The following is a 25262-nucleotide window of genomic DNA, read 5'->3' as shown; positions in this document are numbered from 1 at the left end:
GGCTCTTGTGTTGTCGGGGGTCTTAGAGCGAGCGACCCTCGTCGATCATGCTGATCAGCTCGTGATCCATCTCGTCGAGGCGCGGGGCCTGGAGATGGGTGCGGTCGGCCTCGTGGGCGACCGTCTTCCAGTCGCGCGCGCCCAGGCCGAGCATGAACGCGTAGAAGTAGCTGGCGGCCGCGAAGACTGCCACGAGGAACGCCAGCCAGAAGACTCCGGTCGTCTTCAGCCCGATGGCCAGCATCAGCGTGAGGATGCTGGACATGATGAAGCCCATCCAGCGGTTCAGGGAAGTGCGCGTGAGCCACAGGCGCTGCGTGCCGCCCGGGTTGATGAAGCTTCCGAGTCGACCCAGGAGCCAGGAGGGGAAGGTGAAGCCGATACCGATCGGGACCGCGAAGATGGCGAGCCAGAGGCTTTCGAAAAGTTCCATGATGTGATCTCCGTTCTGCCTCTACAGTACACGTTTAATCGCATGACTGTCAAAGACAACCTGCTACACTAAGAACATGTCGTGGAACGTGATGCTTTCGGGGATGAACGAGGCCGAACTCACCGTCGACAATCTGACCTTCTCCTCCCTGGAGACTACCGGCCTCGTCGAGGCGTTGGCAGCCGCACTGGCCGCCCATTGGCCCGCCATGAACGACGTCACGGAGCTGGCGCGGACACTAGACCGGCAGCGAGTCACCTTGCTTCGTCGCGGACTCAACGCAGCAGGCGTCACCATCCTCTCCACGTCGAGCGCGACACTGCGGCGCTCCGGCGAGCAGAGCCTGTACGTGCTCCGCGATCGCGCCCGCAAAGGATTCTGGGTCGACGACGTCATCATCGACGTCCTTCCCGGCTGGGACCAAGAGGCTGTCATCATCGATCGCATCCGTGCGCGGGCCGTGGAGCTTGCCCCCGAAACGATCCAGGAACTCGGTCCGATCGAGTCTCTCCGCGCTGGAGGCGGCCAAACCCTCTGGGGCAGCATCCGTCGTCGCGACGGCATCGCCGAGGCGGCCGCGACATGGCAAATCAACGAGTACGACTCTGAGCTAGACCTGCTGCGCGGGTCCTTCACGACGCCGAGAAGCACCACACCGAAGCTGCTGTCAGCGAAGGCGTCCGTCGTCTCTGGATGGGCCCTCGGGCGTGTTCCTACTGACGCGAGTGCGTAGGGCCAGGCGCCGCGGCGTTGGGGGCCGACGGGATCACATTGATGAGCGCGGAGCGGAAGTTCTCGCGCTGCGTCTCCAGATCGCGGACCGCGCTGGCCGCGCGCCGCACCTTCTGATCCATGCCCTGGAGCGCCCGGTGCGTCGCCGTAGCGACGAAAGTCACCATGTTCGAGCGCTCGTAGTTCTCCGCGGCCTCGGGAACGTAGTAGTCGATGCCCTGCATGATCGCGAGAACGATGTCGGGCGCGACCTTCGTCGAAACGATGAGGCGCCGCACGGGGCCGTCCTGGCGGTAGACCTTCTGGAGCCAGCCCTGCTCGGAGTCAAGCACGAACGTGATCTCCAGGCCGTAGCTGCCCTGAACCGGTGCGGTGGTGTCGGTCGACATCGTTAGTCCCCCTGAAAGACTCTGGCCATGTCGCCTTTATACAGGAATGCCCAGATGATTCCGAGTTCAGAATCTGCCCGTTTTCAGATAACGGAGATTGGCCGATTCCGAAAGTACTCCACGGCGTAGCCGCGTGCGAGCTGCCAGCCCTCCGCCTCGCGGGGCGGGGCCTCTTCCACAAGCCGACTGAGGTCGAAATAGGCCGTGGCCCAATCCGGGGCGTTGATCGCGACCAGGAGTGCCGCGTCGACGCCATCACGCTTGCCCAGGAGGCGCTCCGCCTCGGACCCGTCGCGATCCATGGCAAGCGCCGTGAGGCTCGCGCTCGCGCGCCGGAGTCTGTCGATGAGGTCGTCGCTGTCGTACTGGGCCTGGTCACTGACCGTCCAGGTGGGGTCGTCGTTCACGCAGTCTCCCCTTCGAGCGATTCGACGCGCTGGCGAAGCCTCTCGTTCTCCTGCTCCAGCTCCGCTACGCGAGCCTCGGCTTCCTGACGCAGATCGTGGGCGGTTCTGCCGCTGACCTTCTGCACGACGACGGCGTACTCCATGTCCTCCTCGGACTGGCCCGTCGTCGTGAAGCGCGACTCAACGTAGTTGATGCCTGCGAAGTGCTCGAAGAACCCGGCGAGGTGTGAGGCGATGGCACTGACGACGGCCGTCGAGTCCTCGATCGTGACAACGAGGCGGTCGTCGTCGAGGTCGAAGGTGCCGAGGGCGTCGTCGTCGAGAGGTCGGGCCGCCTTGATCCGCCCCTTGGGTCGCGGCCCGAAGCCCTCGCGGGGAGCGTAGATGCGGACGGCGTCGCCGTCGAAGCTCAGGCTCGCTTCCCCCGAGCCGTAGACCCGCGCGATGACCTCGCTGATGGAAGGCATGGCGGTCAGCGGCATCGGCAGGGCGAACATGGCCACGACATCGCCGGGCTTCGTTCCGATCCCGGTCACGCGGCGGCCTGCCCCTCGTTGAGGATGGTGGCACGGACGGTCTCGCTGGCGAGGAACGGCGCGACGCCGCGCATGACACTGACGCCTTCGACGCTGTAGCGGGCGAGGGCGCTGACGACTGCTTCGTCGGCGGTGGCGCCCTCCTCGAAGAAGGCGCGGTGGGAGCCGAAGTTCTCGGTCGGGTCGTCGAGCCAGATGCCCCACACGGGACACGGTGGCATGTAGCCGACAGGGAAGTGCGCCTCGTGCATGAGGAGAGTCTTCGAGCGCAGTTGGTAGAGGTTCTGCGAGTACTCGATCAGCTCGGGCAGCGCCTCGCCCTTCTCGTAGACGACCCACAGGGCTCGACCGTCGGCGAGCATCTCGTTGGTGATCGGGCTCGTGTCGCCGGACGCCCAGCCGGAGCCGGTGTAGACCGTGTTGCCGCGCACCTTGGTGCGCGGTGTGCCCGAGGCTCCCACGACGACTGAGCCGAAGGGCAGGGCCGCGAGTTCCTCGGCGGTGAAGACGATGCGATTCGACATGGGGGCTCCTGCTCACACGATGAATTCTTAGTGTAGCAGGTTGCGCACTGTAGCCCGCCTAGCGCGGGACGTCACCGAAGCCGTCGATGTGATCCCGCATCCCGCTCGCCTCGGCCAGCAGGGCCTCGATCTCTCTGTTGATCCGGTCCACCTCGTCGAACACCTCATCCTGGGCCTCGGCCAGCTCTGCACTGCTGGAGTGCTCGAAGCGGCCTCCCGATCGGACGACTGCCCCTACCTTCTCTTTGAAGCCGGTATCGATGCGGCGGGCGGCGACGATCGTTGAGATGGCTCGGGCACTCAGCGACTCGCCGGTGCCCAGCGCGCCCCACCTATCGATGGACGGAAGCAAGGGCACTCCGGTCTTCCAGTCATTCCCCACCGGTTCGAGGCAGTCATGCTCCTCGGGCTCAGCGACGGTGGGATCGAGGATCGCCGCGTAGGTGGCTCGGCCTCGCTGGGCGCTCGGCGCGATCGTCGCGAGCCACCGCGCCGCGGCGCACGCCGGGCACGTCGCGGCGGCGCCTTCCATCGCCATGCGGCGGCCTGCGATGACGACCGTGCCGGGCGTGACCTGCACGTCCTGCCCCTCGATGGCGCGGGCAGCTTCTCGGGAGAAGCCGAGGACTCCCGTGACGGCCAGCAGGAATCCATCGCGGCGGCCGACGAGGCCCACCGGGAATCGGTACTTGGGCGCCTGTGCGATGGAGCCCTGCGGATCGAGGAGGCCCTTGGCGTCTCGCCACAGGTGATCGCGCTCACCGGTGAGGGTCGGTGCGGTGATGGGGAGGCCGTGCTCGCGATGTGCCGCGATGATCTCGCGCAGGCGGCGCACCTGCACGTCACGCGACGCGGGGCACTCCACCAGGAACTGCACCAGGTCATCGTGCGCCGCCGGTAGGGCGCTTCTGCCCCAGGATGCCGCCCAGTCGGCGAAGAGGCTCCAGCCGTAGGCCGGGTGCTGCGTGCTCACATCCCGACCTTCGTCGCCGCATTGCCCCTGAGGGGTGCGTTCTCTCGGGCGTAGGTCTCGATGGTCGCCGGGTTCACGTGCCTCGACTGCCGCATGATCTCGTGAGCTGACGCTCCCGACCGCAGGGCTTGAGTGATGAAGCCCGCCCGGAGGGAGTGCCCGCTGAAGAAGTCCGAGACCAGCCCGGCGGCGGCCGCGCGCTCCTTCACCACCGCGGCGATCGCTGAGCCTGACATCGCGCTGGAGCGAATGGTGCCCGTCTTGGCCATCGAGCGAAAGAGGGGCTCATTTCGCGGTGGCGTCGCTCCGCGCAGTTCCCGGCACACGTGGATCGAGATGCTCTGCGCTCGTAGGGCGGCCATGACCGACGATCGCCCTTCCGCCTGCGCCATGACGATGCGTTCCCAGCGTCGGAAGGCGCAGGGGGCGCAGGTGGCCGAGTTCTGGCCGTACGGAAGGGCAAGGACCTCGCCGCGGCCCTCTTGGTCCGTCTTCGACGAGCGCACTCGGATGTGCAGACCGTCCTCCTCGTGGAGGTAGACGTCGCCGAAAGTGAGGGCGGCCATCTCGGCGCGACGGAAGGCCCCCGCGAAGCCGAAGATCAGCAGGGCCACGTCGCGCGTGCCGCGGACGCCCGCAGGGAACGTGGCTATGTCGACGGCGAGGATGACTTTCCGGAGGTCGTCGATCAGGAGGGCGCCGCGCGGCGGACGGGGCGGTGATGCCCGCGCCGGATGCCGGACAGGGTGCTGAGTACGTCCGGGTCTTTGCCGATGGGCGCGAAGCCGTGGTCGACGTGGTCACGGTTGATGGCTGCGACCCAGCGCCCCATGGTCGTCGGCGAGTAGCGCCACTCCCCCGCCTTCGTCATGACCATGGCCTTCTCGGTCAAGAAGGCCACGACGTCCTTGGGCCGCCGAGGGCACGTCGGCGTCAGCGAGAGATCGCCGGGCGGGGCAACCTCGCCCTCGCGGTAGCCGCCGAGCCACCGCTGGAACTGGCGGAGGTCGGAGGCGTAGCCGCGTCGGGTGTTCTCGGAGAGGGCGGCCCGCTGGAAGCCCGCGGCGTCAGTTTCCGTCTGGAGAGAGATGGCCGCCGACACAAGGGCCCCGGCGAACGCGTCGATCTGAGCATCGTCGGGCCCAGCGCCGCCGAGGTGCATGACGGGGCCGCTGCGGGATGGCTGGTTCGTCATCTGGCGTCCCTCTCCACGCGATTTGAAGCCAATTGGGGCCGAATCTCGCTGAAACGGCTTCTGACCGGGGTTTTCTCGAAATCGGATTTTCGGGCCGCGCTGGCATCCAGGGTCAACTGCGACAATGATGTTTGTCGGCGGTAAAAATCAGACCCTTGAAGTGAAAACCCTCTGACGTGAGAATAGGCCTTGAGGGGCGCTTGCGGGTCGATTTCGTCATTCGGTCGCGACGATCGCGGAGCCACTCCCCGCCAGGAGGCGAGATGAAGAACCCCTTCAGCCGCAAGAAGCCCGCTCCCGAGGCGCCTGCCGCCCTCGGGACGGCGGCCAATCCCATGCCGTACGCCAAGGCGCGGCCCTTCAAGCTCTCGGCCGAAGAGATCGTCGACCTCGGCGTCCCTCGCTCGGGATGCCTTGCCACGAACCGCATCGTGATCGACGGGGCGCCGATCGCCTTCGCGCAGCGGGACCGGGATCGGGTCGCCCCCGAGGACTCCGGCTGGCGGTTCTTCGCGGGCGACGAGGACGACGCGTACATGGACGACGTCGACAACCACGGCGTCTACTCACTGAACACGATCGCCAACTACGACCGGATCATCATCCCGATCCTCGACGCCCCACCCGGCACAGCCTGGGTCCGCGAGGGCGATGCGCTGATCCCCGACCCGATGGGCTATACCGAGAATCGTGACTGACATCCACAGCGACGCCCCCTTCTACCCGTTCCACCTTGCGCCCCGGCCCCCGCGCTGCGTAAGGCCACCTACCTGCCTGTCGATGCCCTCCCCGTCACGCTCGACGGCGATCTTGTCGTGGCCTGGGTCTGGTGGAACGACGCTGACAACGCCGCTCGATGCGAACCGATCCCGTTCGGCGGGGCCTTCGAGCACGCGCGATTTGGGGGCCAGCGATGGGACGACTCCCTCGCCCGCAGAGTGGCCGCAGGGCTGACACCCTCCGAGGCGGTGGCGGACGTCAGGGCCCACGGCTGCGACCCGGCTCCCGCATGGCGAGGTGAAGCCGGATCGATAGGGGCCGACGCGGTTCCAATCCACCTCCCCTTCAGGCACCTGATGAGCCGAATCGGGTCGCGCGGCCCTCAAGGCGGACCGCTGAGTGACGATCTCGTCCTCCAGCTCGCCGACAGCTACTCCGACCGCGTCGCCGACGGGACACCCGTCGACTACGTCGCCTGGGAGCACGAGGGTGAAGTTGCGGGCTGGCTTTGGTGGTCCGACGCAGATGGTGCCGCCTGGCACATCCCGCAGGTGACGAACCCCAGCTCGCGAACGCCTGATGAGACGACGCTCATCTTCAATCACCCCTGGGCGTCGCTCATGAAGGACTTCCATGATCAGGGCTCGCGCCGAGCGCGGCTATTCGGGAGCTGATGAAGCTCGATGCTGGGCCTGACGTCGTCCCGATCCAGGCTCCCCTGCGCGCGCCGAGCGTGGCGCACCTTCACCAGGTCGCGGGCTACGACGCATACTTCACGGCCCGCGACGCCTTCTATGCTGCCTGGCGGGCGGAGATCGCTGCTCACGATTCCGCGGAAGCCTCGTACTACGAGGCGCACCCCGACGAGGCTGTCGCCCCCGCCGTCGCAGTCGAGAGTGCCGCTGCGGCGCCGTCGAGCGACTCGCCTCCACGGCAGCCCTCATGGTTCGCACGGCTCGGGCTTCGACGTCAGGACAAGCAGTGAGCGACGACGCCAGATCGCGTGCCGAGCGTGACGTTGCCGCCATGTCGGAGGACGAGCGCGCAGCGCTTCTCCACACCTCGGACGGCTACTACGTTCTGGATCGATACAACGACACAACCGAAGACCGCAGAGTCTTCTACAAGGTCATTGGCATCGACCAATGGAAGCTCGTTGATGGCTCGTGGCAACCTCTCGGCAGCGCGGGGACATACAAGAACGAGCCCCTCTGGTGGCTGTGGACCGGCGACACGGACTTCCATGCCATCTCGGAGACCGACCTGCCAAACGGCGCCCCGCTGTAGCGGGCACAGATTCGCAAACCATCACGCACGCGCTGAACACGCCATTCCCAAATGGTCACACTCGCGGACTCGCCCCGATCTGCCATGACTCTCGATCGATTCGCAAACGGTCACGATCTGGGCCGAGGCGTTCGTAAATCATCACGACCAGACAGGTTCCCAAACCGTCACGCATGAACGGGCCCCATCTTCGGGAATCGTCACGCGTTTCCCGTGATCATTCGCGAATCCGCGAGACCATTCGGGAATCGCGACGTGACTATCTGCGAATCGATCTGTGACGATTCCCGAATCCATGACACCCCCGACTCGCCCCCTCGATCCCCGCAAACACGGGCTTCTGTGCCCCGAAAACACATCGCCCCCTGTAGTTAACCCTGTAGCTTTCTCCTTCATAACCGGACTTCTTAAAGCAACCACAGAGGCCCCAGCGTAAAATTCGAGCCCGCTGGCAGCAAAGCCGCACCGAGCCGCTTCACCGGCAAACTCCGCCCGCACGCCTCTGCGAGGCGCGCGCTCTGCCCCGAGCGACTGGGACCCCCGAACGCCCTCCCGCGAGCTTCTAGGGGCCTGCACGGACGATTCAGGGGCATATCGGCCCGACGACCCGACTCCGGATCGCGGTCCAAGACTCCAAAGCAGCAGGGATGACACTCCCCTTGAGTTTTCGGGGTTGGGGAGCTGATCTCGGCGTGATGATTCGCGAATGCGCGCTCTCGCGGTTATCCACAGGGCTGTCGTGATGATTCGGGAATCGCCCTGCGACCCCTGCCCCTGCGATTCGAGAATCATCAGAGATGCCAGGGGGACCGTCAATCCGTGATGATTCCCGAATCGTCACGGTCGTACGGCACCGCATTGGCTGGTTACGAGCCCCTGGATAACCGGATGTAGGCAGCATGGCGGGGCAGCGCGCCAATCTGGTCGAGCCCGTGATGATTCGGGAATCGCCAGGGCCCTGAGTCGATGCAACGTGACGATTACCGAATCGGAGGGCCATGCAGGCCCCTCTCCCCCGCCGGTTCGAGGGCGCGTTGACGCGTGATGATTCCCGAATGGTCACGCATTGAGGCACTCGACGGGGCAGCCTCGATTCACTAATCGTCACGCGGGCCCCCTCCCCGCCTTGCGCGCTCAGGAGACGTTGAAGTCCTTGTCCCCAGAGAGGATCAGCTTCGAGCGCTTGGCTCCAGAGAGCATGGGTACGTGGGTCTTGGACGGCTTCAGGATGAGGTAGCGGGAGTCCACTTCGACGTTGAGATCGGGGTAGACGATCTTGACGATGTCGAGGTGCTCCAGGAACTCGAATTTGAACTTCGCCAGCTTCGAGTACTGCGAACCGAATTGGGTGTTGAGCTGCTCCCATGTGACTCGGGAGACGTCCTCCAGGTAGCTCATCCGGTGGGTCAGCCACAGGTAGAGGTCGTAGCGCAGAGGCGACTTCCCGAGAGCCTTGATCGCGTTGAGGTCCATGGGAACGGGCGATGCGATGACGGAGTTGAAGAAGTCCTGCGAGAGCGTGATCGTCTGGTCCCACACGCCGGGCTCGTTGGAGTTCGAGGACCACAGTCGAGAGTGCTTGGCGATCGAGAAGTAGCCGTTCTCGATCATGGTTCCGTCGCTGTACTCGGTCCTGGCATCGACGCTGACCTGGGCGCCGAAGAGCCGTCGGAGACCCTCGGTGAGGCGCTTGGCGTTCTGCCCGTTCTTCGCGAGATCGAGCTTGGCCATGAACTCCGACATCGACTTGCCGAGCATCAGCTCCGGCTGGCCCGTGCGAGCCGCCTCCGTGGCCATCCAGGTGAGAGCGTGGCGGGGAAGGAGGCCGAAGGGGAAAGCCTCACGCTTCTCGCCGTCGGCCTCTGTGAGCAGCGCCGGACGGACGGTCAGAACCGTGTCTCCGTTGCGGCGCTCCCAGTAGCGAGTGCCCGCGGCGGGCTCGCGGTATGGCAGTGACACCTGGGCGAAGACGCGGGCGGACAACGCCATGTCGAAGTCGTTCGGGTTCTGCTCGCGACGGGCGGCGTACTCCAGTGCGCGGACGCGGTGCGAGTCGAGCGAGATCGGAGGTCGCAGCTCGACATGATCGAGGCCCGGCAGCGTGGGCTCGTCGGCGCTCATGCGGCACTCCCCCACTTCTGCATGATCGCCTGCTCGACCGCTTCGCGAATACTTGCAGCCTCGCCGCGCTCGATGACTTCATCGAGGAGGTCGCGCACGGGCACGGACACCCGAGTGCCGAGCTGGACCGTGATGTCGCGCGGCCTTCTCGGCCGCACTCGTGATGCTTGCAGGTCCGACACTGCGGACTCCCCTCGTTCGATCTTGCTTGCTAGCTAGAACGCTTGTGGGTGAGTCTCGCGCTACCGGGGTAGCTCGTCCATGCAGGCCTGGCGGCGTGTCGCCAAGTGACCCTGTCTAACGACGTAGGTAGCCATACTTCTCGACGACGGCCGTCTCGATGATCTCGCGCAGGTCCATGCCCTGGTCCCGCTTGACCACCTCCATGAGCGCTCTGACGTCATCGCCAATGGTGGTCGTGAAGGGCCTTGCGGGCCCCCTCCCCCGCTTCGTGACGACGATGGGGGTGGTGGCTGCCGCCGGGCCTACCGTTGTCGACGACACGGATGATGCGGGCGTGGGGGCGAACGTGGGCGTGCCGACGGCCTCCTGCTGGACGGCAGGAGAGGGCAGGGCGGCCCGCACGGGCGCCGGTGCCCGATCGATCGGGTCGCTGCTTGCATCAGGCGCGGGTCGAGGCCCATTGGGCTTGCGCGTCATCGATCCGAAGGCGGGGCGGTCGGGCTTGTCGTCGCTCACAGGAAGACCTTTCGTGCCAGTTCTCGGTAGGAATCCACGACGGGTGCGCCCTTTCGGTAGTTGCCGTACCACTCGTGTGAGGCACGGACCTCCTGAACCACGGAGCGCGCGGGAACGAGCGGGTACTGGAGCAGGCCCGTCTCTTCCAGGGCTGCGATCGCATACTTCTCGATGCGGCGCTGGATCGTCTCACCCTGGAACTCGCCGATGACAATGCCCGCCTCGCGCAGGGTGTCGGGCAGGCCGCGGCGAACCTGAGATGTCTTGAAGCGTTCGACGCTGAGCCGGGCTCCCTCAACGCCATTGACGCCGTCCTCGTTGGCCTTCGCGGCGTAGATGACGAGGTCGGAGGCATTGAGCGCCGACAGGGTGAGGGGCCCGCCTTGACGGTTCGGGCAGTCGATGACGACAAGGTCCGCGTCGAGGCCCGCGAAGGATGCCTTCAGCCGCAGCTCGGCGTAGTCCGCCTGCTCGCTCTCTCGAATGGAGACGCTTCGGGCGGATGGGATCATCCGGAGGTTGTCGTGCCAGCCACTCGGAACGGCAAGGTCTCGCGCCCAGCCTTCGGGGTCCTCGTTTCCAAGGATGGCGCCGACGTCGAGGTTCTCCCCCACCGGCTCGACCCCCAGCCAATGAGTGCTGGCCGCGCGCGGATCGAGGTCGACGAGGACGACGCGCTTGCCATTCTCGGCCTCCACCATGGCGAGTGACGTCGCCGTCGTGCTCTTGGTGACGCCGCCGGACTCGCTGTAGACCATCGCAACCTGCATGACATCGAGCCTAGAAGACCTGCTGTGCGGCCGCACGTACGTACGTAGGTGTGTCCGCCCGTACGTACGTACGGACGCATCGCGCATCAGACCGGGATTAAGCGTCGCCTCCCCCCACCCAGCGGTGGACCCTTCACGAGTTCCGTCGAGGCCTGAGCGAAGCCTCGCCGCTCGTGTTTTGGGGCCCGTGGAGGTGGATGCGTACGGCCGTATGTGCGGCCGCACGTGCGCCCGCACGGCTGTACGCATGGCCGTACGTACGTACGCTCGTTCGCGGGGGTCTGAGCGGTCGAATGGCGCTGCGATGATTGATTTGACGGGCTTCGACTGGCGTCACGATGGTGGCCGCTAGCAAGCTGCCCACCATCATGCACACGGCCGTGCGGCCGCACTTACGTACTGCCGTGCGCACGTACGTACGTACTGATTAGGTGCTTCATGCACGGAAAAGACCAAATTCGTCGCTACCGGACGAACGGCACTTCCCGAGGGTTCCGGGATCAGAATGAGGGGTCGACGCGCCAGGGGGCGCACAGGGCCGTTTCCGATGACTCGAACTTTCCTTCGAATCCATCACGGAATATTGCCACCAGCACTCACCAGTAGCAACGCGAGGAAAACCCTGGGCACCAGCCATAGCCCGAGGGCGACGCCAATGACGACGAACAGCGCCGATTGCCCCTTGCTCGACTTCTTGGATGGCCTCACTCTGAAAGCCTGCCGGACTCGATCACTCCCCGGAGGGAGGATGCCTGCCCGATTTCACTCAGACGGCATACAGATGCGTCCGGGCGCGGGTGGCTGGATGGTGCATGCGGGATCGCTTCTGCTGCTCCCTTGCGATCTCGTCGCTGACACCATCGAACGCATCGAGTCGTCCTCGCGCGTCGAGAATGATCGCCGGGGGAGTGGCCTCGGGATCGAGGAACGGAAGAGCCCGGGTATCGCCGTGCAGGGTTGCCATGAGCACCAGGTCATCCACGCTTCCGAGGGTCTCGACACCCTGGAGGACAGACGAGGCCATGAGGAGCGCGCCGAGGCGCCCGGCAGCAACCCCTTGGATGTGAGTCACGATCGCGCGGCGCCGGTGGTCGGAAACGCCCACGTGTGCGAACGCCGACATGGCGACGCGCTCCTGGTCGAGCCCGAAGCCCTTGGCGCCGTCCTTGACGTCGATTCCGAGGGCGCCGGGCTCCAGCAGCAGGACGCCGATCTGGAACTGGACCTTCTCCTCGTCCGAGCCATGGATCAGCCATCGCGTGACCGCAGGTCGAAGCGGGTCCCCGGCGACACGGATCGCCGAAGCCTCGATGATGAAGTCGTCCAGGCTGCTCACGCGGCCATCACCTCCGCGATCGACGTGCCCGTGGATCGGTCGACCTTGATCCGTGCCGGGAAGGCGTCCTTCACGGCCTCGATGTGGGAGACGGTGAGGACGTTGTAGTCGGCGCTCAGGCGAGTCAGAGTGTCGACGGCGGCACGGATGCCAGGCTCGTCGAGCGTGCCCCAGCCCTCGTCGAGGATGAAGGTCTGGATCGGGGTGCCCGTGCGGCGCGTGATGACCTGCGTGAGGCCCGTCCGGATGGCGAGGTCGACGCGGAACTTCTGGCCGCCCGACAGCGACTCATAGGCGCGAGGCCCTTCAGGGGTGTTCACGTTCACCGTCACCTTGTTCTCGGACGAGCCGCCGCGCGTCTCCCGCGTCGAGGTGATGAGGATCGAGAGTTCGCCGAGGCTGATGCGCTCCAGGGCGACGTCGATGGCTTCGTTCAGCTCCTCAGTGATGCCACCGAGAAGCATGGCCGGGATGCCGGACGATGCGTACGCCTTTGCCAGTACGGTCCAGTACTTGCGGTCGAAGTCGATCTTGGATCGGGTGGCGCGCAGCTCGACGAGTCGGTCTTCGACCTGCTTCTGCTGCTTCGCAACGGTGACCCGACGAGACTTCTCGGCCTCGACGTCGCGGTGCTCGGCCAGGTGGGCGTTCAGCGCGCCGTCGAGCGCGGCGCGCTGGCGAGCGACCTCACCCTCGGCGTTCGCCGCCACCGCGTTGCGTCGCTCCAGCTCAGCGCGCGCATCAGCTTCGTCCTTGCTCGGCGCCTCGGCCTTCGTCAGCGCCTCGTGGGCCGCTTCGAGGGCCTTGCTCGCCACAGCATGGGCGGCCGTGTACTCGTCGTCGGCAGCCTTGATGGAGGCGTCACGGGCAGCCTCGATCTCCTCGATTTCGGTCGTGAGCGCCTGGGATGCCTGCTCGATGGACTTCTGGGCTGCTTCGACGTTGGCCTGGCGTTCCGGGCGGGTCTCGATCATCTGCTCGACTCGGGCGATGGCACTGCGAAGGCTTTCCGCCTGGCCGCGCCGGTTCGTCGCCTCCGCCGCGGCAGCCGTGGCCTCGCGGGCGAGCGCGTCGGAGGCGGCCTTGGCGGCGGCGCCCTCGATCTTGATCTCGGCCTGCCGTGCCGTCCAGGTCGCGACCTCGCGGCCCTGGGACTCGATGAGGGCCTGGGCGTCGGCGGGGGAGAGGTGCTGGTGGCAGGAGAAGCACTTGGCGTGCTCGGCGTCATCGAGCGAGAGGCGAAGCGTCTCGATGCGCTTGCTCGCGTCCGTGATCTGGCGGTCGAGCCCCTTCCACTCCGTCTGAAGCTCAGCGTGAAGGGTCTTCTTCTCACCCGACTCCGCGGCCTTCTCCCCGGACATGGTGGTGGCGGCCGCAGCCTGGGCTTCGTGATCGGCCAGTTCCGCCTTCTTGGCGGGGAGCTGCCCCTCGATCTCATCGATCTGCTTGACGGCATCACGCGCGGCGACGAGCTTCTGCTGCGCCTCGCGGCTGGCCGTGGCGAACCGATTGTTGGCCGCAGCCGTGGCGCTCGTGGCGGTGTTCTCCGCGGCGCCCTGCGCCTTGTGCTGGCGAGACTCGGCGTCCGACGCAGACTCGGTGGCGCTGTCGAGTGCGAAACGGGCCGAGTCGATCGCCCCGTTCCGCGCGGAGACGATGAGGTCGAGGGACCGCTTGGCCTCATCGGCCTTCTGGCGCGGGTCACCGATGGAAAGCTCGGCGATCTGCTCGCGGACCTTGACGGCGGCACTGTCGGTCTCTGCGAGCTTGGCCTCCAGGGCGTCGTCGTCGAGGGCGCTGAAGGCCGTGATGACGGCCTCAGCGAGGGCCTCTTCGACCACCTCGTTCTCCGAGATGCTTCCCTCGACACTTGAGAGGGCCGCCTCGCTCGCGCTCTGCTTCTCCTTCGCCTTCTTCGCCCGCTCGTTGTAGACGTCGAGGGAGAAGACGGAGGACAGGAGCGCGAATCGGTCCCGCGGCTGAGCAGTGGCGAACTTGCCGTACTGGCCCTGCTCGGCGATCCAGGTCTGGGTCGCGATCTCGTAGGTCATGCCAATCAGCTCGACGACCTTGGCCGTGGTCTCCTTGGCGCCGCGCTCGCTCAGTGGACGCCAGCCGGAGGCCTCGTTGTCGTCGGCGACGTACACGGCCCCTTCGGTGGTTCCCGTGCGCGGAGTGGTCCGCTGGACGCGGTAGAGCGCGTCGCCGAGGTAGAAGTTGACGGCGACCGTGACAGACGGGGCGCCGACGGTGATGATCTCTTCCATGGTGCGCGTGCGCACCTTGCCCCAGAAGGCGTAGATGAGCGCGTCGACGACGACGGTGGACTTGCCGCCGCCATTGGCTCCGACGGCGGCCAAGAGGGGGAATCCTCGACGACGATGGTCTGCTGGTCGCGGTAGGACTGGAGGCCCTCGACCTCGATCTGCTGGATGCGCATGTCCTAGGCCTCCTCAAGCTGGCGGGCGTACTGGTTGACGAGTGTGTCGGGGTCGATGTCGCGCGGGGCGTTGACTTCTGCCCACGTGCGGAGAGCTTCGAGAGGCGAGACCTTCTCGGGCATCTGGAAGACGATCGGCTCCGGGCGCGGGGCGGGGCGGGCCTTGGTATCTGCCAGGATCGCTCCGGCGTCGGCGATCGCCTTCTTGATGTCGCGCGGCATTTCGGGGTCGCCGGTGACGAGCTTCACGAGCACGAGAGTGTCGGGCTCCAGGCTCGCGAGGACGTCCTGGTGGAAGGCGTCCTCCAGGTCGATCTCCTTCATCACGCGAGCGGGGGTTCGGATGCGCTCGACGCTGGCCTTGCCCTTCTCGTCGATGGTGACGAAGTTGCCGCCCTTGTCGTCCGGCATGTCGGTGAACGTCAAGCGGTTGGGCGACCCGGCGTAATAGGTCTTGCCGCCGAAGCTCTGCGGCGTGTGGATGTGGCTGAGGCCGATGTAGGAGAACGGCATCTCCTCCAGTGCGGCGCGGGGGAGCACCGGCTCGGAGAAGAGGGTCGCGAGGTCCATCTCGGAGCCGCGGCGCGCGTTGTCGGCCAGGTGGTCGATCTGGAGATCGTCGATCGTCACGTGCGAGGCCATGATCAGAGGTGACGAGGCGTCGGCCTCCTCGGCCATCTTGGTGAGGGACTGGATCGCGTACTCGGCGACGCGACGGTCGCCCTCGGCGGGAGTCAGATCGCTGGCGCCGAGGTGGTTGAGGATGCGGTTCTTGCTGAGCCAGGGCAGGGCGGCGATCTGGATGCCGTTGTCGAGTCGGATCAGCTTCGGGTGCGAGGCGACGTGCACGGTGGCCCCGTGGCCGCGCAGCATGAGGGCGATCGTCTCGATGACGGTCCGGTGATCCGAGGACACGCCGGTCATGTGGTGGTTGCCGTCGAGGATGACGATCGGGATGCCCGCCTTGGCGACGGGGAGCATGGCCTCGACGTACATCAAGACGGCCTCCTGAGAGGGGCGTCCGCTCTTGAACAGGTCGCCCGCGCTGACGAAGGCGTCCGCTTGTCGGTCGACGGCGGCCGTGGCGAGATGCAGGAGGCACGCCTGATTCGACTCCCAGGCCGTGTTGATGCCGGTGGTGGGGTTCATTGCCCCATGGCTCTCGGTGTCGATGTGCTCGTCACCGGTTTGCATGATCTTGACTTCGCTCACGCGCTCTCTCCCTCCACTTGGGCCGCATGACGGCCTGCTCTCTCACGCTTAGTGTAGCAGGTTGCGAAGAAGTCGCCAGCCGTGTCGCGACACATCGAGACGACAACTTGCTATAGTAAGAGAATGAGCGAACCCGCCCATCCTCTTTCTGTCGCAATGGCCTCCTGCGTCGCATTTGGCGAGCACCTGGTCAAGTTTGCCGACTTCCTCGAAGGCACAACCCGCGACGAAGCTGAGGACGGCCGGGCGTGGTGCAAGTACTTGATGCCCGCTTTGAATGAGCTGCACGAGATCACGCGCGTCGTCGAATCGCACATGTCCGTCCTCGCCGTCGTCGGTGGGGCCACCGTCAACAACGCATCCAGGGCGTCTCAGCAGACCTACTACCTGACGCGACGCGCCTTCACAGCGCTCCCGTACACCGCGCGCTTCATCAAGTCGTACTCAGCCCCCGAGATCGGCACCCTGAGCGGACGAGCGATCCATGAGGTCTTCGACGGCCTGGAGCACTTCGGCGGAGAGCCCACCTTCTGGGAGAGCTACTTCGATCCGTCCCGCATCCGCTGCGACATCAACGAAGTCCTCCGCGACGCAGCGGCGGAGTGGTCACTCTTCTTCCGCACGACGGCCCTGTCGATCGCAACCCACGCCGAGCCCGACATCGACATCGCCACGTGGGCCATCCGACTGCTCGAAGACATCGGTGACGCGCGGGTCCAGATCAAGAACTCCTCGATACGACCATCCGGTACGCGAGCGAGATCGGGATGAAGAGCAGCGAGATCACGCGCATCTCGAACGTCGGGCCCAAGGGGTGCGGCGCCGCATCTCGAAGGAGCGGGTCGCGCAAGACATCATCATCACCGCGGCGATCCCCAAGGCGCCCACCGCCAACGAAGCCCAGGTCATCGTCCTCGGCCGCGACGGCACGGAGATTACCGCCAGCCGCAACGGCAACGAAGTCGCCAGAGGCGACTCCTACGCGCACGTGCTCGGACTGATCAACCGACGCAGCGACAAGATGGTGATCCTCGAAGTCCACGACGGAGTCATCGGCTTCGAGCACAGCGCGGCCGTCATGCAACGGTATGGCCTGCGCAGCATCCGCTTTGAGCCCATCGTCCCCGCCGAGCGCCTCGCCGCCTGAAATCGGGTCGAATCCTTCGAAATCGGGACCACTTCACCCCAGCGGTCGCGTCGTCATCTCTGGTCTGCTTGTCATAGGACTGCAACCACGGAAGGCGACACCACATGTGCCTCAGCGAGAACGATAAGTACGGGCCCCGACGATGCTCGGGGCACGCCCGCGAGGAGTACGCCAACGCCACCGTCAAGATGGACGCGATCCGCGTCGAGGCAGCCACGCTGAGAAGCGAGGCGGACGGGTACCGCGAAGCGTGGGTGGCCAGCACGGATGCCGCACTTCGCCACGGCGACAAGGGTGTCGATCAGTCGCTCACGCCTGAAGAGCGCCTCAAGCACCTCGACGCCGCAGAGCAGGACCGCGCGGCCGCGGCCTCCGCGAAGGCCGAGTACCTGCGGATCGGGCGGGAAAGCCGTGTCGCGCAGGTCGCGTTCGGCGAGGCCGCCGACGTCGTGAACACGAAGCGCGCCCAGTACGACGCGACACCCGAGGGCATCACGTCGATCGCTGCACAACTCAACCAGGCCGAGGTCGATTACCGGCACGCCGAGACCCAGGATCAGAAGATCGACGCCGGGACTCGGGTCACCATGCTCAGGGACCGCCGATACTTCGCCGAGCGCTCCGCAAAGCGCGAAGCCATCCGCCGGATCACCAACTTCGAGGACCTCGACGCCACGCACGAACGCGCCAACAGCAAGGCGCGCTGGGAGATGGCCCTCGACGACGCCCAGGCTCACGTGGACGCCGCCCGTACGCCTGACGAGAAGCTGGCCGCCAACGCCGGGCTCCTCAATGCTCAAGCGCACATGCGAGACATCCACCGCGAGGAGCGCGGCATCAGCCGCATGAACCCCTGGCAGGCCTCCGGTCTCGGGGATGCCAGCGACGAAGAGATCGGCGCTTGGGGGAACGTCAGTTCCGCCCACAAGCCCATCGGCAGCTTCGACGGCTACGGCATGCACGAGATCATGGTCCGCCGCGAGGCCAACGGGGTCGTGACGCAAGCGAAGTTCGAGGTTCCGACCGGCACCTACGGCTTCGACAGTGACGAGCCGGGGCGCCACCCCGACACGACCATCATCATGCGAGACATCACCACGCGTGCCAGGGCCTACGACCGAGCCGGTGGAAGCAGGAAGGCTTTCGTGGAGCAGGGCGGTACGCCGGAGGAGTTCTCGCGCGCCAAGACGGCATCGACCACTTTCGCGCGACTGTTCTCCTCCAGCGCACCGAGAACACCGCGGCAGTCTGACCCGATGTGCAAGAGCGCCGATGAACCCGGAGGTCCGTATCGGTGCTCAAGTGACATGGATGCCAACTACCGGCGCTCTGTCCGCAAGCTGGCGAAGGCTGCCGAGCTGAGCGCATGGGTTCGTGCACAGAGAGACATGTCACGCGCCCGCGCCGACGCCTTCGCTGACGCGATCGGCCCTCAACCCGACCAAGCGCAGGCTGGGAAATTGGCCGCGTTCGAGAGGACTGCCGTCGAGTCGCAGAAGCTCGCGGGGCGGTTCTTCGCTCAGGAGCAGGCGGCTGTCGATGACATGCAGCACGCGCGTGACGAACGCGATGCCACGCCGCGCGGGCTTGGCGACCTCGCCTTGGAGCGCGCCGAAGCGCGAAGTCAGGGCGACCCCGCGTTCGAGGCGGCGATCCAGCGTCGGATTCATGCAGCGGAGCAGAGGATGGACAGCGAGGCGCGAGAGCGCATGGCGCGGAATCCTACGAGTCGCGCGAGGCCCTTCGTGCAGCGCGCCCTTGCGCAGACGACATCGACGCGGCTTGCTGTCAGCGAGATGGTCGAGGCCGACCGCGTCTCGGCGACGGAGAAGCTCTTCGAATGGGGCGGCGGGGCGCACCAGGTCCGCGTCTTCCGGCAGGCGCCGGGTGAGGATCGACCGCGGGAGGTCCAGTTCACAGCCTCGCCCGAGAGCCGGTCGGCCGATCAGCTCGTCGACGATCTCGCCCGCGACGCAGGGCGATACCGAGGTAGCGGCGGATACCTCGACCGCTTCGTCGAGGCGCACGGCTTCAGTTCCGGCGGCCGCACGGGAGCGCGCGGGGAATTCGCCGCGGCGCGGAAGGCGCACGAGCGCCTCGTGGCGCTGTTCGGCGACGAGCGCGCGGGTGCCTACTGCGAAGCCGCCGGGTCCGCCTCGGCTCCGGCCAGAAGGGCCTCCAGCTCGGCGATGCCGCCAGGCGATCTGGCCTTGAGGTAGCACCAAGCCGTCCCCGTCGGCATGCCGCGGACGACGCGATCGAACTCGTCCTTGTCGTCGTGGTGGGAAGCGAGGTCGGCGAGAGCGAACCACTTCTCCATGATCGAGTTCTTCGGGACGTACTTGTTGCGGTGATACGCCAGCACGTCCGTGATCTCGTCCGTGTCGACCTCGACCGTCACCGTCAGCTTCCGAGGTGCGGGCGGGTCGAACGCGGCCGTCAGCCAGCGCGATTTGCCCCCTCGGTGAGGGAGGCGCGGAACGAGCGCTCGGTGATGCCGTGCATGACGTGGATGAGGCCCATGTCCGCCAGGCCGTCAGCTTGCTTTTGGTGGGTCGAAGCGAACGTCCAGAGATGCTCTCCGGTGCGATAGCGAGCCGCGAGCGTCTCCATGATCAGATCCTGCGTCGGGGTAAGCCTCTCGGTCATGCGACATCCTCGAAGATCATGGCGCGGCCCTGATCTTCTTCCTCGGTCTCGATCTCTGGCTCCGCTTCCTCCGCCTCCTCGTCGAGCTTGGCGAGACGGGCGATCTCCGAGACCCATGCCAGGGCCCCGGCCTTGTCGACGGTCGGCATGTTCGGGATCGAGTTGCGGAAGTCGCGGTGGTAGGACTTCTTGTTCTCGTCGTTCGGGTTCAGGCGCGGGTCCGGCACCATGACCAGCGCGAGGTCACGCTCGGTGCGAATGGCGCGGCCGACGCCCTGCTCGATCTGGCGGAGTGCGATCGGGAGGCTGACCTCGCCGAAGCCGGACCCGGGGCGGCGCGCGTTCGCGGCGTCGTTCTTGGCGCCGACGATCGCGTCGCCGGGGCTCGGGAACGGCATCTTCTCGACGACGGTGACGACGCAGGAGAATCCTTCGAAGCTGACGCCGGTCCAGAACGTTCGCGTTCCGACGAGGACCGAGGCCGGGTTGCCAAGGAACTCCTCGGAGAGGAACTTGAAGCCGGTGCCAGCCTGCTGTTCGATGACCTGGAGCTTTCTGCCGAGGATGCGGCGCAGCTCCTCCGAGATCGCCTCGACGCCCTTCCAGGACGTCGACAGGACCATCGTGCGGCCTCCGGCGGCCAGGGCGATGTCGCTGACCTCGCGTGCGATGGCGTGATAGAACTCGGTGCTGTCGCCAGCTCCGCCCGGAAGGGGATGCCCATCGGGTGATAGAGGCGGCCCTGCTTCTGGAAGTCGAACGGCGACTCGACAGCCAGCGTGGTGTAGGGAGTGCCCTCGAAACCCAGAGTGCGGATCGGAGAGTCGAACTTGCCCGCGATCGTGAGCGTCGCGGACGTGAAGACGACGCTGCGATGCTCCTTGATCAGGCGTTCGCGGATGATCTCCGACACCTCGAACATGGCGCTCTTCATGACGGCGGCGTTCGTCCGGGGATTGCGTTCGACCCAGGCGACCTGCGTGTCCGTGGTGCCCATGAGCAGGATGTCGATGTCGCTGACGATGTTGGCGAACTGCCGCGTCAGCACCTCCTTCTTGCCCTGGTCCGTGTCGTTCTTGATCGGGTAGGACTTCGTGAATTCGCGCAGGTCGAGGAAGGCTTCGCGGACCGACTTCAGGCCACGGACGACAGCCTCGGTGGGGAGGATGCTGCGGTCGTTCACGAAGGGCTTGGGGACCGGCACGAGGCGCGAGAGAGCGGCGATCGCCAGACTCGCCTTGTCCCGCTTCGACGCAGCAGTCTTGGCGCTGATCGCGTCCAAGACCCCTGCTCGCTTGACCGCGTTCTCCAGGCGCCCGATCGTGACCTCCGTGCCGAAGGTGCTGGCGACGACGGACTCGAATTCGTGCGCCTCGTCGACGACGATGGCCTCAGCGGCCGCCAGGATCGGCAGCCGCATGGACATGGCCAGGAGCGCCTGGTTGGCGATGATGATGCTCGCGGTGGTGGCCTTCTGCTTGGCCTTCTCGGCGAAGCAGTCTGCGAAGAATCGGCAGCGCTTGGACGTGCACTGGTCGGCGGTAACAGAGATGGCGCGCCACCCGGCCTCGGAGACGCGGAAGGGGATGTCGGTGCGATCTCCGCTGTCGGTGGTCTTCGCCCAGTCGTGGAGCTTCTGGACCTCGGCGCCGACGGCGCTCGACGGCGAAGCCTGTGACGGGTCGTCGAAGTCGAGAGGGGCCTGCTCCTCGATGTCTCGCGGCGTGAGACGGTCGAGGCATGCGTACGCGCCTCGACCTTTCAGGATCGCGTACGTCGGCAGGACCTCGTCCGCCCAGAGTTCGAGATGGGAGTCGAGGACACCCATGAGCAGTTCGAGGTCGAGCTTGAGCTGATCCTGGAGGGCCTTGGTGTGGGTGGCGACGACGGTCTGCTTGCCGAAGGCGAGGGCACCGGCGAGGTAGGCCAAGGACTTACCGGTACCGGTGGGGCCTTCGACGAGGAGGGGGCGCTGGCCGAAGAGTGACATCGCAACGGCGCGAGCCATCTGTACCTGCGAGGGCCTGGTGCGACCGTTCTTGGCCTTCACCAGAATGGCAAGGATGTACTCGGCCTTGTCGGCAGCCTCGTCGGGCGTCTCCGGCGACTTCAGGGGATCGCGCTCGGGGGCAGCGGCCTCGGCGAGCGTGTCCGTGACGGTGTACTCCGACTCGACCTCTATCTTCGGGTCGACTTCATCCGCTGCGACGCTCACGTGCCGGTGCCTCCTGACTGGATGCGCCCACTGCACATGCCGAAGTCTTAGTGTAGCAGGTTGTGCGTACAGTCTTCGGCAACCCGCTACACTAGATGGGCACCTGCCCGTGTTCCGGCGTCAGGAAGATCGCCAGCATCGAGGCCCCCTTGCATTCACCTGTTCCATCCCAGGTCGACGCCGTCGTCGACCGGCTCTCCCGCGGAATCCCCGCTTACTCGCCGACACTCGGCCTCGTAGCGGTGCCCACGGGCCAGGTCTTCTATGGCACTGACTGGGTGGCGGGCACGAGCATCGGCAGTGTGGCGCCGCCGGAGGAGCAACTCCGTGAATGGGCGAAGGAGCTGGCGGCCCATCTCGGCGAAAGCACCGGCGAGCCTTGGGCCGTCGGACCAGCAGAACTCGGCCCGTCCCTATCCGCGCTTCTCCAGCGACAGTAACGGCAACCTGCTACACTAAGCGGACCTTTAGTGAGGAGCAGCATGCCCAGGATCAGCGACGCGGACAAGAGGGCCGTTCTCGACCTCGCCCGCATCGAGGATGTCATCGGCGTCTACACCGAGTTCCGCAAGTCCGGCAACGACCGCATGATCGCCACGTGCCCCTTCCCGGAGCACGACGATGGGTCCCCGTCGTTCTCGATCACCCCATCCAATGGGCTGTACTACTGCTACGGCTGCAACCGCGGCGGCGACGCCATCAAATTCCTGACAGAGATGGACGGCGTCAGCTTCCCCGAAGCGGTCGAAATCCTCGCGGAGCGCGTCGGCTACACGCTGACTGTCGACGAGAGCGCGCCACCGGAGAAGCCCAGCTTCCGCAAGATCATCACTGAGATCAACGCCGCCGCCGAGGCCTTCTTCAAGGCCCAGTTCTTCGAGAGCGAAGACGCCTCAGGGCGCGACTTCATCCGCCAGCGCGGCTACGATCCCACGGTCGCCGCCGAGCGCTTCGGCGTTGGCTACGCACCACGGCGCGGCAACCAGCTCATGAAGCACCTCCAGTCCCAGGGCTTCACGATCAGCGACATGATGAAGGCGGGAGTCATCGCCAAGTCCCCGGACCGGAACGACTACTACGACTTCTTCCGAGGGCGTCCAACCTGGGCCATTCGCGACGCGGCTGGCAAGGTGCTCGGCTTCGGTGCTCGCCGGATCAGTGAATCCGACGGCAACAAGGGCAAGTTCATCAACACCATCGAGACCGACGCCTACAAGAAGACCCGCGTGCTCTTCGGCATCGACTTCGCCAAGACCACGATCAGCCAGACCAAGCAGGCCATCGTCGTCGAGGGATACATGGACGTCATGGCCATGCACCTCGCGGGCATCACCAACGCAGTCGCTGCGTGCGGCACGGCTTTCACTGAAGAGCACGTCGCCCTTCTCGCCCGACTCGTTGGCGCCGGGGGCGAGATTGTCTTCATGTTCGACGGGGACAAAGCAGGCCAGGGCGCCATGGACAAGGCGTACAAGACCAGCCTCGGTTGCGGCATCAAGCGCCTCACCGCGCACATCATCGCCGACGGCCAGGACCCCGACAATCTGCTCCAGGCGCCTGCCGACCAGGGCGGGGAGAAGCTGCGGTCCGCGGGCTCCTCGATAAGCGCATCCCCCTGGTCGAGATGACTCTTCGTCGCCAGATCACCGCCGCCCCGCGCGAGACGTATGAGGATCGCTGCGTGGCCCGCGACGCCGTCGTTCCACTCCTCCTGGAGATCAGCGACATCGGACTCCGGGCGCACTACGCAGAGCTGGCGGCCGAGATGCTCGGCATGCCCTACGCGGACGTGGCTGGGCCCGCGAAGCTCAGCCCAAAGGGACGCGAGCGAGAGCGCCAGTCCCAGGCCGATGCCGCCGCGACCGCCAAGCCGATCGTGGAACGAATCGCCCACGCCGACGAGCGAGCCGCGATCCAGCTCCTCCTTCACTCGCCCGAAGTGCTCGACACGGTGCCCTACCTCGCGGACGCGGACGGCTACATGCTTCCGATCGCCGTCCGGCTGTTGATTCCGATCTCCCGCTGGCGCGGCCGCGGCGGTATCCACGTCCTCCGTGAACTCTTGGACGAGGAGTCCCAGCGCGCCGTCGAGCAGGTCCTCAATGAACCTTTCGACGTGCCCCAGGAGAGCCTGAAGGCCTACGCGCTCACGCTCTTCAATCGACTCCAGCTCGCAGCCACCGACAGGACCATCGCGCAGATGGAGGCGGCCCTAGACTCGCCTGATGTGACCATCGACGACCTCGACGCGCTCGACAACATCAAGCGGCACCGCGAATTCCTTAAGGCCCAGAGTGCCTAAGACGGACCCGAGAGAGCGCCTCGCGCGAGCCCTGAAATTGGCCGCCGAGTCACACGATTGGGACACGCCGGAGAATCGCGACGCGATCTACGCTGCGCAGGCCACGGTGGTCGAGACGGAAGTGCTCGGGGCCGTCACTCGGTACGCAGAAATCACGCTCCAGCACTGCGAACGTCGCCATCAGCGCGGCAAGGTCTCCGCCCCATGCGCGAATTGCGCGCAGCGAATTCACATCGCGGAGACCATCGGGACAGTGCTCTTCCCGCCCCTCGACATGGAGTAATGACCGATCAGGCTCCCCTAGATCGCAACGTGCTATTGTAAGATTTGCTTACGATAGCTCCGATTAGCCCCGAATACGGGCGAAGGGTGGACCATGAGTTGACTTCCCCTGTGAAGGACGCGGTTGACACCGCAGAGACCGAGACCGAGACGGTCGACGTCGACAACACCAACCAGGCGAAGGACGACGCCAAGGCTCGTACCGAGGCTGTCGCCGACGCCAAGAAGCGGATCAGCGCCGCGTACCGCAAGTTCAACGCGCAGAAGGACCACTTCGACACCCCGAAGCACCTCGCGTCGTGGCGTGATCTCGTCACCATCATCGAGAGCGCTCGCGCCCAGGGATGGCCCTTCAACGCCCTCGGCGAGATGATCGGCCTGAGCGGTGAAGGCGTCCGCGTGACCAGCCTTCGCTACCGCTCGCACACGGACGACGAGACCGAGCTTCCTGTGGTCGACTTCCCCGTCTACCAGCGACCCCCGCGTGGCAAGTCGCCGAAGCCGAAGACCGCCGCTCGTCCCGTCGGCGTGATCTCGCCCGAGGAGGCCGAGGCCCTCAAGGCCCTCGGACCTATCGCGAAGCTCGCGAAGGGCTCGACGCCGCTCGAATCGGACATCCGCAAGAAGAGCGAGGCGTTCTCGAAGCTCGTGATGGAGCTGAAGGACCGCAACATCAAGTGGGCCGACATCGCGGACGCGACCGAGGGCAGCCACACCGTCGCCGGTCTCCGCATGCGCGTCGCGCGTCACGATCATGGCGATCGCTGGAGCGTGCCGCCGTCGATCCGCGCGTACCGACGGGTGAACATCCACGACCACCCCGACCGCGTCGACGGCAAGACCGAGGCTCAGACCACGCCCAAGGGCGCCAAGGCCACGACCGCGAAGTAGGA

General features: G+C 66.0%; 31 protein-coding genes. 13 read left to right on the top strand and 18 right to left on the bottom strand.

The features are described 5' to 3' along the window. Positions 1 to 22: 22 nt before the first annotated feature. A complete protein-coding gene (locus tag QUE79_RS23145; protein ID WP_286347405.1) occupies positions 23 to 433 on the bottom strand; it encodes a hypothetical protein in 411 nt (136 codons plus the stop codon). A gap of 76 nt (positions 434 to 509) precedes the next feature. Between QUE79_RS23145 and QUE79_RS23140 the strand changes: the two genes are divergently transcribed. After that, positions 510 to 1166: a hypothetical protein gene (locus QUE79_RS23140; protein WP_286347404.1), complete on the top strand. Its 657-nt coding sequence runs from the start codon at positions 510 to 512 to the stop codon at positions 1164 to 1166. On the opposite strand, the gene QUE79_RS23135 is transcribed toward QUE79_RS23140, so the two are convergent. From QUE79_RS23135 to QUE79_RS23105, 7 genes are all read right to left on the bottom strand, one after another. Further along, the gene (locus QUE79_RS23135; protein ID WP_286347403.1) at positions 1147 to 1554 is read right to left on the bottom strand and encodes a hypothetical protein; all 408 of its coding nucleotides are present in this window, start codon (positions 1552 to 1554) and stop codon (positions 1147 to 1149) included. The two genes, QUE79_RS23140 and QUE79_RS23135, sit on opposite strands and share 20 nt — an antisense overlap. Positions 1555 to 1637: 83 nt before the next feature. Then, on the bottom strand, positions 1638 to 1961 hold the full coding sequence (locus QUE79_RS23130; protein ID WP_286347402.1) for a hypothetical protein: 324 nt from the start codon (positions 1959 to 1961) through the stop codon (positions 1638 to 1640). Continuing rightward, a complete protein-coding gene (locus QUE79_RS23125; RefSeq protein WP_286347401.1) occupies positions 1958 to 2497 on the bottom strand; it encodes a hypothetical protein in 540 nt (179 codons plus the stop codon). The genes QUE79_RS23130 and QUE79_RS23125 overlap by 4 nt, the downstream gene beginning before the upstream one ends. Continuing rightward, positions 2494 to 3021 carry a hypothetical protein gene (locus QUE79_RS23120; RefSeq protein ID WP_286347400.1) on the bottom strand — a complete coding sequence of 176 codons (528 nt, stop codon included), beginning with the start codon at positions 3019 to 3021 and terminating at the stop codon, positions 2494 to 2496. The genes QUE79_RS23125 and QUE79_RS23120 overlap by 4 nt, the downstream gene beginning before the upstream one ends. A gap of 58 nt (positions 3022 to 3079) precedes the next feature. Then, entirely contained in the window at positions 3080 to 3994 is a 915-nt protein-coding gene (locus QUE79_RS23115; protein WP_286347399.1) for a hypothetical protein, read from the bottom strand. Continuing rightward, positions 3991 to 4608 (bottom strand): site-specific integrase, encoded by a 618-nt coding sequence (locus QUE79_RS23110; RefSeq protein ID WP_350271760.1) that lies wholly within the window; start codon positions 4606 to 4608, stop codon positions 3991 to 3993. Before QUE79_RS23110 ends, QUE79_RS23115 begins: the two co-directional genes overlap by 4 nt. A 74-nt stretch (positions 4609 to 4682) precedes the next feature. Continuing rightward, positions 4683 to 5189, bottom strand: coding sequence for a site-specific integrase (locus tag QUE79_RS23105; protein WP_286347398.1), 507 nt, complete (start codon positions 5187 to 5189; stop codon positions 4683 to 4685). A 263-nt stretch (positions 5190 to 5452) separates the two neighbouring features. Here QUE79_RS23105 and QUE79_RS23100 point away from each other — a divergent pair, with 263 nt between their 5' ends. From QUE79_RS23100 to QUE79_RS23085, 4 genes are all read left to right on the top strand, one after another. Beyond that, complete coding sequence (locus QUE79_RS23100; RefSeq protein ID WP_286347397.1) at positions 5453 to 5887, top strand: DUF2185 domain-containing protein; 435 nt, start codon at positions 5453 to 5455, stop codon at positions 5885 to 5887. A gap of 378 nt (positions 5888 to 6265) precedes the next feature. After that, positions 6266 to 6583 carry a hypothetical protein gene (locus QUE79_RS23095; RefSeq protein ID WP_286347396.1) on the top strand — a complete coding sequence of 106 codons (318 nt, stop codon included), beginning with the start codon at positions 6266 to 6268 and terminating at the stop codon, positions 6581 to 6583. Then, positions 6583 to 6894 (top strand): hypothetical protein, encoded by a 312-nt coding sequence (locus tag QUE79_RS23090; protein ID WP_286347395.1) that lies wholly within the window; start codon positions 6583 to 6585, stop codon positions 6892 to 6894. Before QUE79_RS23095 ends, QUE79_RS23090 begins: the two co-directional genes overlap by 1 nt. After that, entirely contained in the window at positions 6891 to 7196 is a 306-nt protein-coding gene (locus QUE79_RS23085; protein ID WP_286347394.1) for a hypothetical protein, read from the top strand. Before QUE79_RS23090 ends, QUE79_RS23085 begins: the two co-directional genes overlap by 4 nt. 1134 nt (positions 7197 to 8330) lie before the next feature. Here QUE79_RS23085 and QUE79_RS23080 read toward each other — a convergent pair. The 7 genes from QUE79_RS23080 to QUE79_RS23050 all read right to left on the bottom strand — a co-directional run bounded on the left by QUE79_RS23080 (position 8331) and on the right by QUE79_RS23050 (position 15774). Then, positions 8331 to 9317 (bottom strand): replication protein RepA, encoded by a 987-nt coding sequence (locus tag QUE79_RS23080; RefSeq protein WP_286347393.1) that lies wholly within the window; start codon positions 9315 to 9317, stop codon positions 8331 to 8333. Next, the gene (locus QUE79_RS23075; protein ID WP_286347392.1) at positions 9314 to 9499 is read right to left on the bottom strand and encodes a hypothetical protein; all 186 of its coding nucleotides are present in this window, start codon (positions 9497 to 9499) and stop codon (positions 9314 to 9316) included. Before QUE79_RS23075 ends, QUE79_RS23080 begins: the two co-directional genes overlap by 4 nt. Positions 9500 to 9614: 115 nt before the next feature. Beyond that, positions 9615 to 10016, bottom strand: a complete 402-nt coding sequence (locus QUE79_RS23070; protein WP_286347391.1) for a hypothetical protein — start codon at positions 10014 to 10016, stop codon at positions 9615 to 9617. After that, entirely contained in the window at positions 10013 to 10786 is a 774-nt protein-coding gene (locus tag QUE79_RS23065) for a ParA family protein (protein ID WP_286347390.1), read from the bottom strand. The genes QUE79_RS23070 and QUE79_RS23065 overlap by 4 nt, the downstream gene beginning before the upstream one ends. Before the next feature lie 766 nt (positions 10787 to 11552). Continuing rightward, positions 11553 to 12122 carry a hypothetical protein gene (locus QUE79_RS23060; RefSeq protein WP_286347389.1) on the bottom strand — a complete coding sequence of 190 codons (570 nt, stop codon included), beginning with the start codon at positions 12120 to 12122 and terminating at the stop codon, positions 11553 to 11555. Then, on the bottom strand, positions 12119 to 14482 hold the full coding sequence (locus tag QUE79_RS23055; RefSeq protein ID WP_286347388.1) for an AAA family ATPase: 2364 nt from the start codon (positions 14480 to 14482) through the stop codon (positions 12119 to 12121). The genes QUE79_RS23060 and QUE79_RS23055 overlap by 4 nt, the downstream gene beginning before the upstream one ends. 83 nt (positions 14483 to 14565) lie before the next feature. Further along, positions 14566 to 15774: a metallophosphoesterase family protein gene (locus QUE79_RS23050; RefSeq protein ID WP_286347387.1), complete on the bottom strand. Its 1209-nt coding sequence runs from the start codon at positions 15772 to 15774 to the stop codon at positions 14566 to 14568. Between the two features lie 264 nt (positions 15775 to 16038). Between QUE79_RS23050 and QUE79_RS23045 the strand changes: the two genes are divergently transcribed. The 3 genes from QUE79_RS23045 to QUE79_RS23035 all read left to right on the top strand — a co-directional run bounded on the left by QUE79_RS23045 (position 16039) and on the right by QUE79_RS23035 (position 19140). Continuing rightward, positions 16039 to 16545 (top strand): hypothetical protein, encoded by a 507-nt coding sequence (locus tag QUE79_RS23045; RefSeq protein ID WP_286347386.1) that lies wholly within the window; start codon positions 16039 to 16041, stop codon positions 16543 to 16545. A gap of 43 nt (positions 16546 to 16588) precedes the next feature. After that, positions 16589 to 16921, top strand: a complete 333-nt coding sequence (locus tag QUE79_RS23040; protein ID WP_286347385.1) for a hypothetical protein — start codon at positions 16589 to 16591, stop codon at positions 16919 to 16921. A 104-nt stretch (positions 16922 to 17025) separates the two neighbouring features. Next, complete coding sequence (locus tag QUE79_RS23035) at positions 17026 to 19140, top strand: hypothetical protein (protein WP_286347384.1); 2115 nt, start codon at positions 17026 to 17028, stop codon at positions 19138 to 19140. On the opposite strand, the gene QUE79_RS23030 is transcribed toward QUE79_RS23035, so the two are convergent. Genes QUE79_RS23030 through QUE79_RS26010 form a run of 3 tightly spaced genes read right to left on the bottom strand, consistent with a single transcriptional unit; the run spans position 19053 to position 20193 of the window. Further along, positions 19053 to 19322 carry a hypothetical protein gene (locus QUE79_RS23030; protein WP_286347383.1) on the bottom strand — a complete coding sequence of 90 codons (270 nt, stop codon included), beginning with the start codon at positions 19320 to 19322 and terminating at the stop codon, positions 19053 to 19055. The two genes, QUE79_RS23035 and QUE79_RS23030, sit on opposite strands and share 88 nt — an antisense overlap. 38 nt (positions 19323 to 19360) lie before the next feature. Then, positions 19361 to 19570, bottom strand: a complete 210-nt coding sequence (locus QUE79_RS23025; protein ID WP_286347382.1) for a hypothetical protein — start codon at positions 19568 to 19570, stop codon at positions 19361 to 19363. Next, entirely contained in the window at positions 19567 to 20193 is a 627-nt protein-coding gene (locus QUE79_RS26010) for a helicase C-terminal domain-containing protein (protein ID WP_350271759.1), read from the bottom strand. The genes QUE79_RS23025 and QUE79_RS26010 overlap by 4 nt, the downstream gene beginning before the upstream one ends. Before the next feature lie 251 nt (positions 20194 to 20444). On the opposite strand from QUE79_RS26010, the gene QUE79_RS26005 reads away from it, so the two are divergent. The 5 genes from QUE79_RS26005 (at position 20445) to QUE79_RS23000 (ending at position 25260) form a co-directional block, all read left to right on the top strand. Beyond that, positions 20445 to 21248, top strand: a complete 804-nt coding sequence (locus QUE79_RS26005; RefSeq protein ID WP_350271758.1) for a hypothetical protein — start codon at positions 20445 to 20447, stop codon at positions 21246 to 21248. Between the two features lie 129 nt (positions 21249 to 21377). Then, entirely contained in the window at positions 21378 to 21557 is a 180-nt protein-coding gene (locus QUE79_RS26000) for a hypothetical protein (RefSeq protein ID WP_350271757.1), read from the top strand. 710 nt (positions 21558 to 22267) lie between these two features. Continuing rightward, positions 22268 to 23413, top strand: a complete 1146-nt coding sequence (dnaG, locus tag QUE79_RS23010; RefSeq protein ID WP_286347379.1) for a DNA primase — start codon at positions 22268 to 22270, stop codon at positions 23411 to 23413. Between the two features lie 53 nt (positions 23414 to 23466). Beyond that, positions 23467 to 24087 (top strand): hypothetical protein, encoded by a 621-nt coding sequence (locus QUE79_RS23005; RefSeq protein WP_286347378.1) that lies wholly within the window; start codon positions 23467 to 23469, stop codon positions 24085 to 24087. Positions 24088 to 24480: 393 nt separating this feature from the next. Then, positions 24481 to 25260 carry a hypothetical protein gene (locus QUE79_RS23000; protein WP_286347377.1) on the top strand — a complete coding sequence of 260 codons (780 nt, stop codon included), beginning with the start codon at positions 24481 to 24483 and terminating at the stop codon, positions 25258 to 25260. Positions 25261 to 25262: the final 2 nt, after the last annotated feature.

Origin of the sequence: Frondihabitans sucicola (assembly GCF_030296615.1) — a bacterium.
Classification (GTDB): domain Bacteria; phylum Actinomycetota; class Actinomycetes; order Actinomycetales; family Microbacteriaceae; genus Frondihabitans; species Frondihabitans sucicola.
This window is presented reverse-complemented; position numbering and strand designations above follow the sequence as displayed.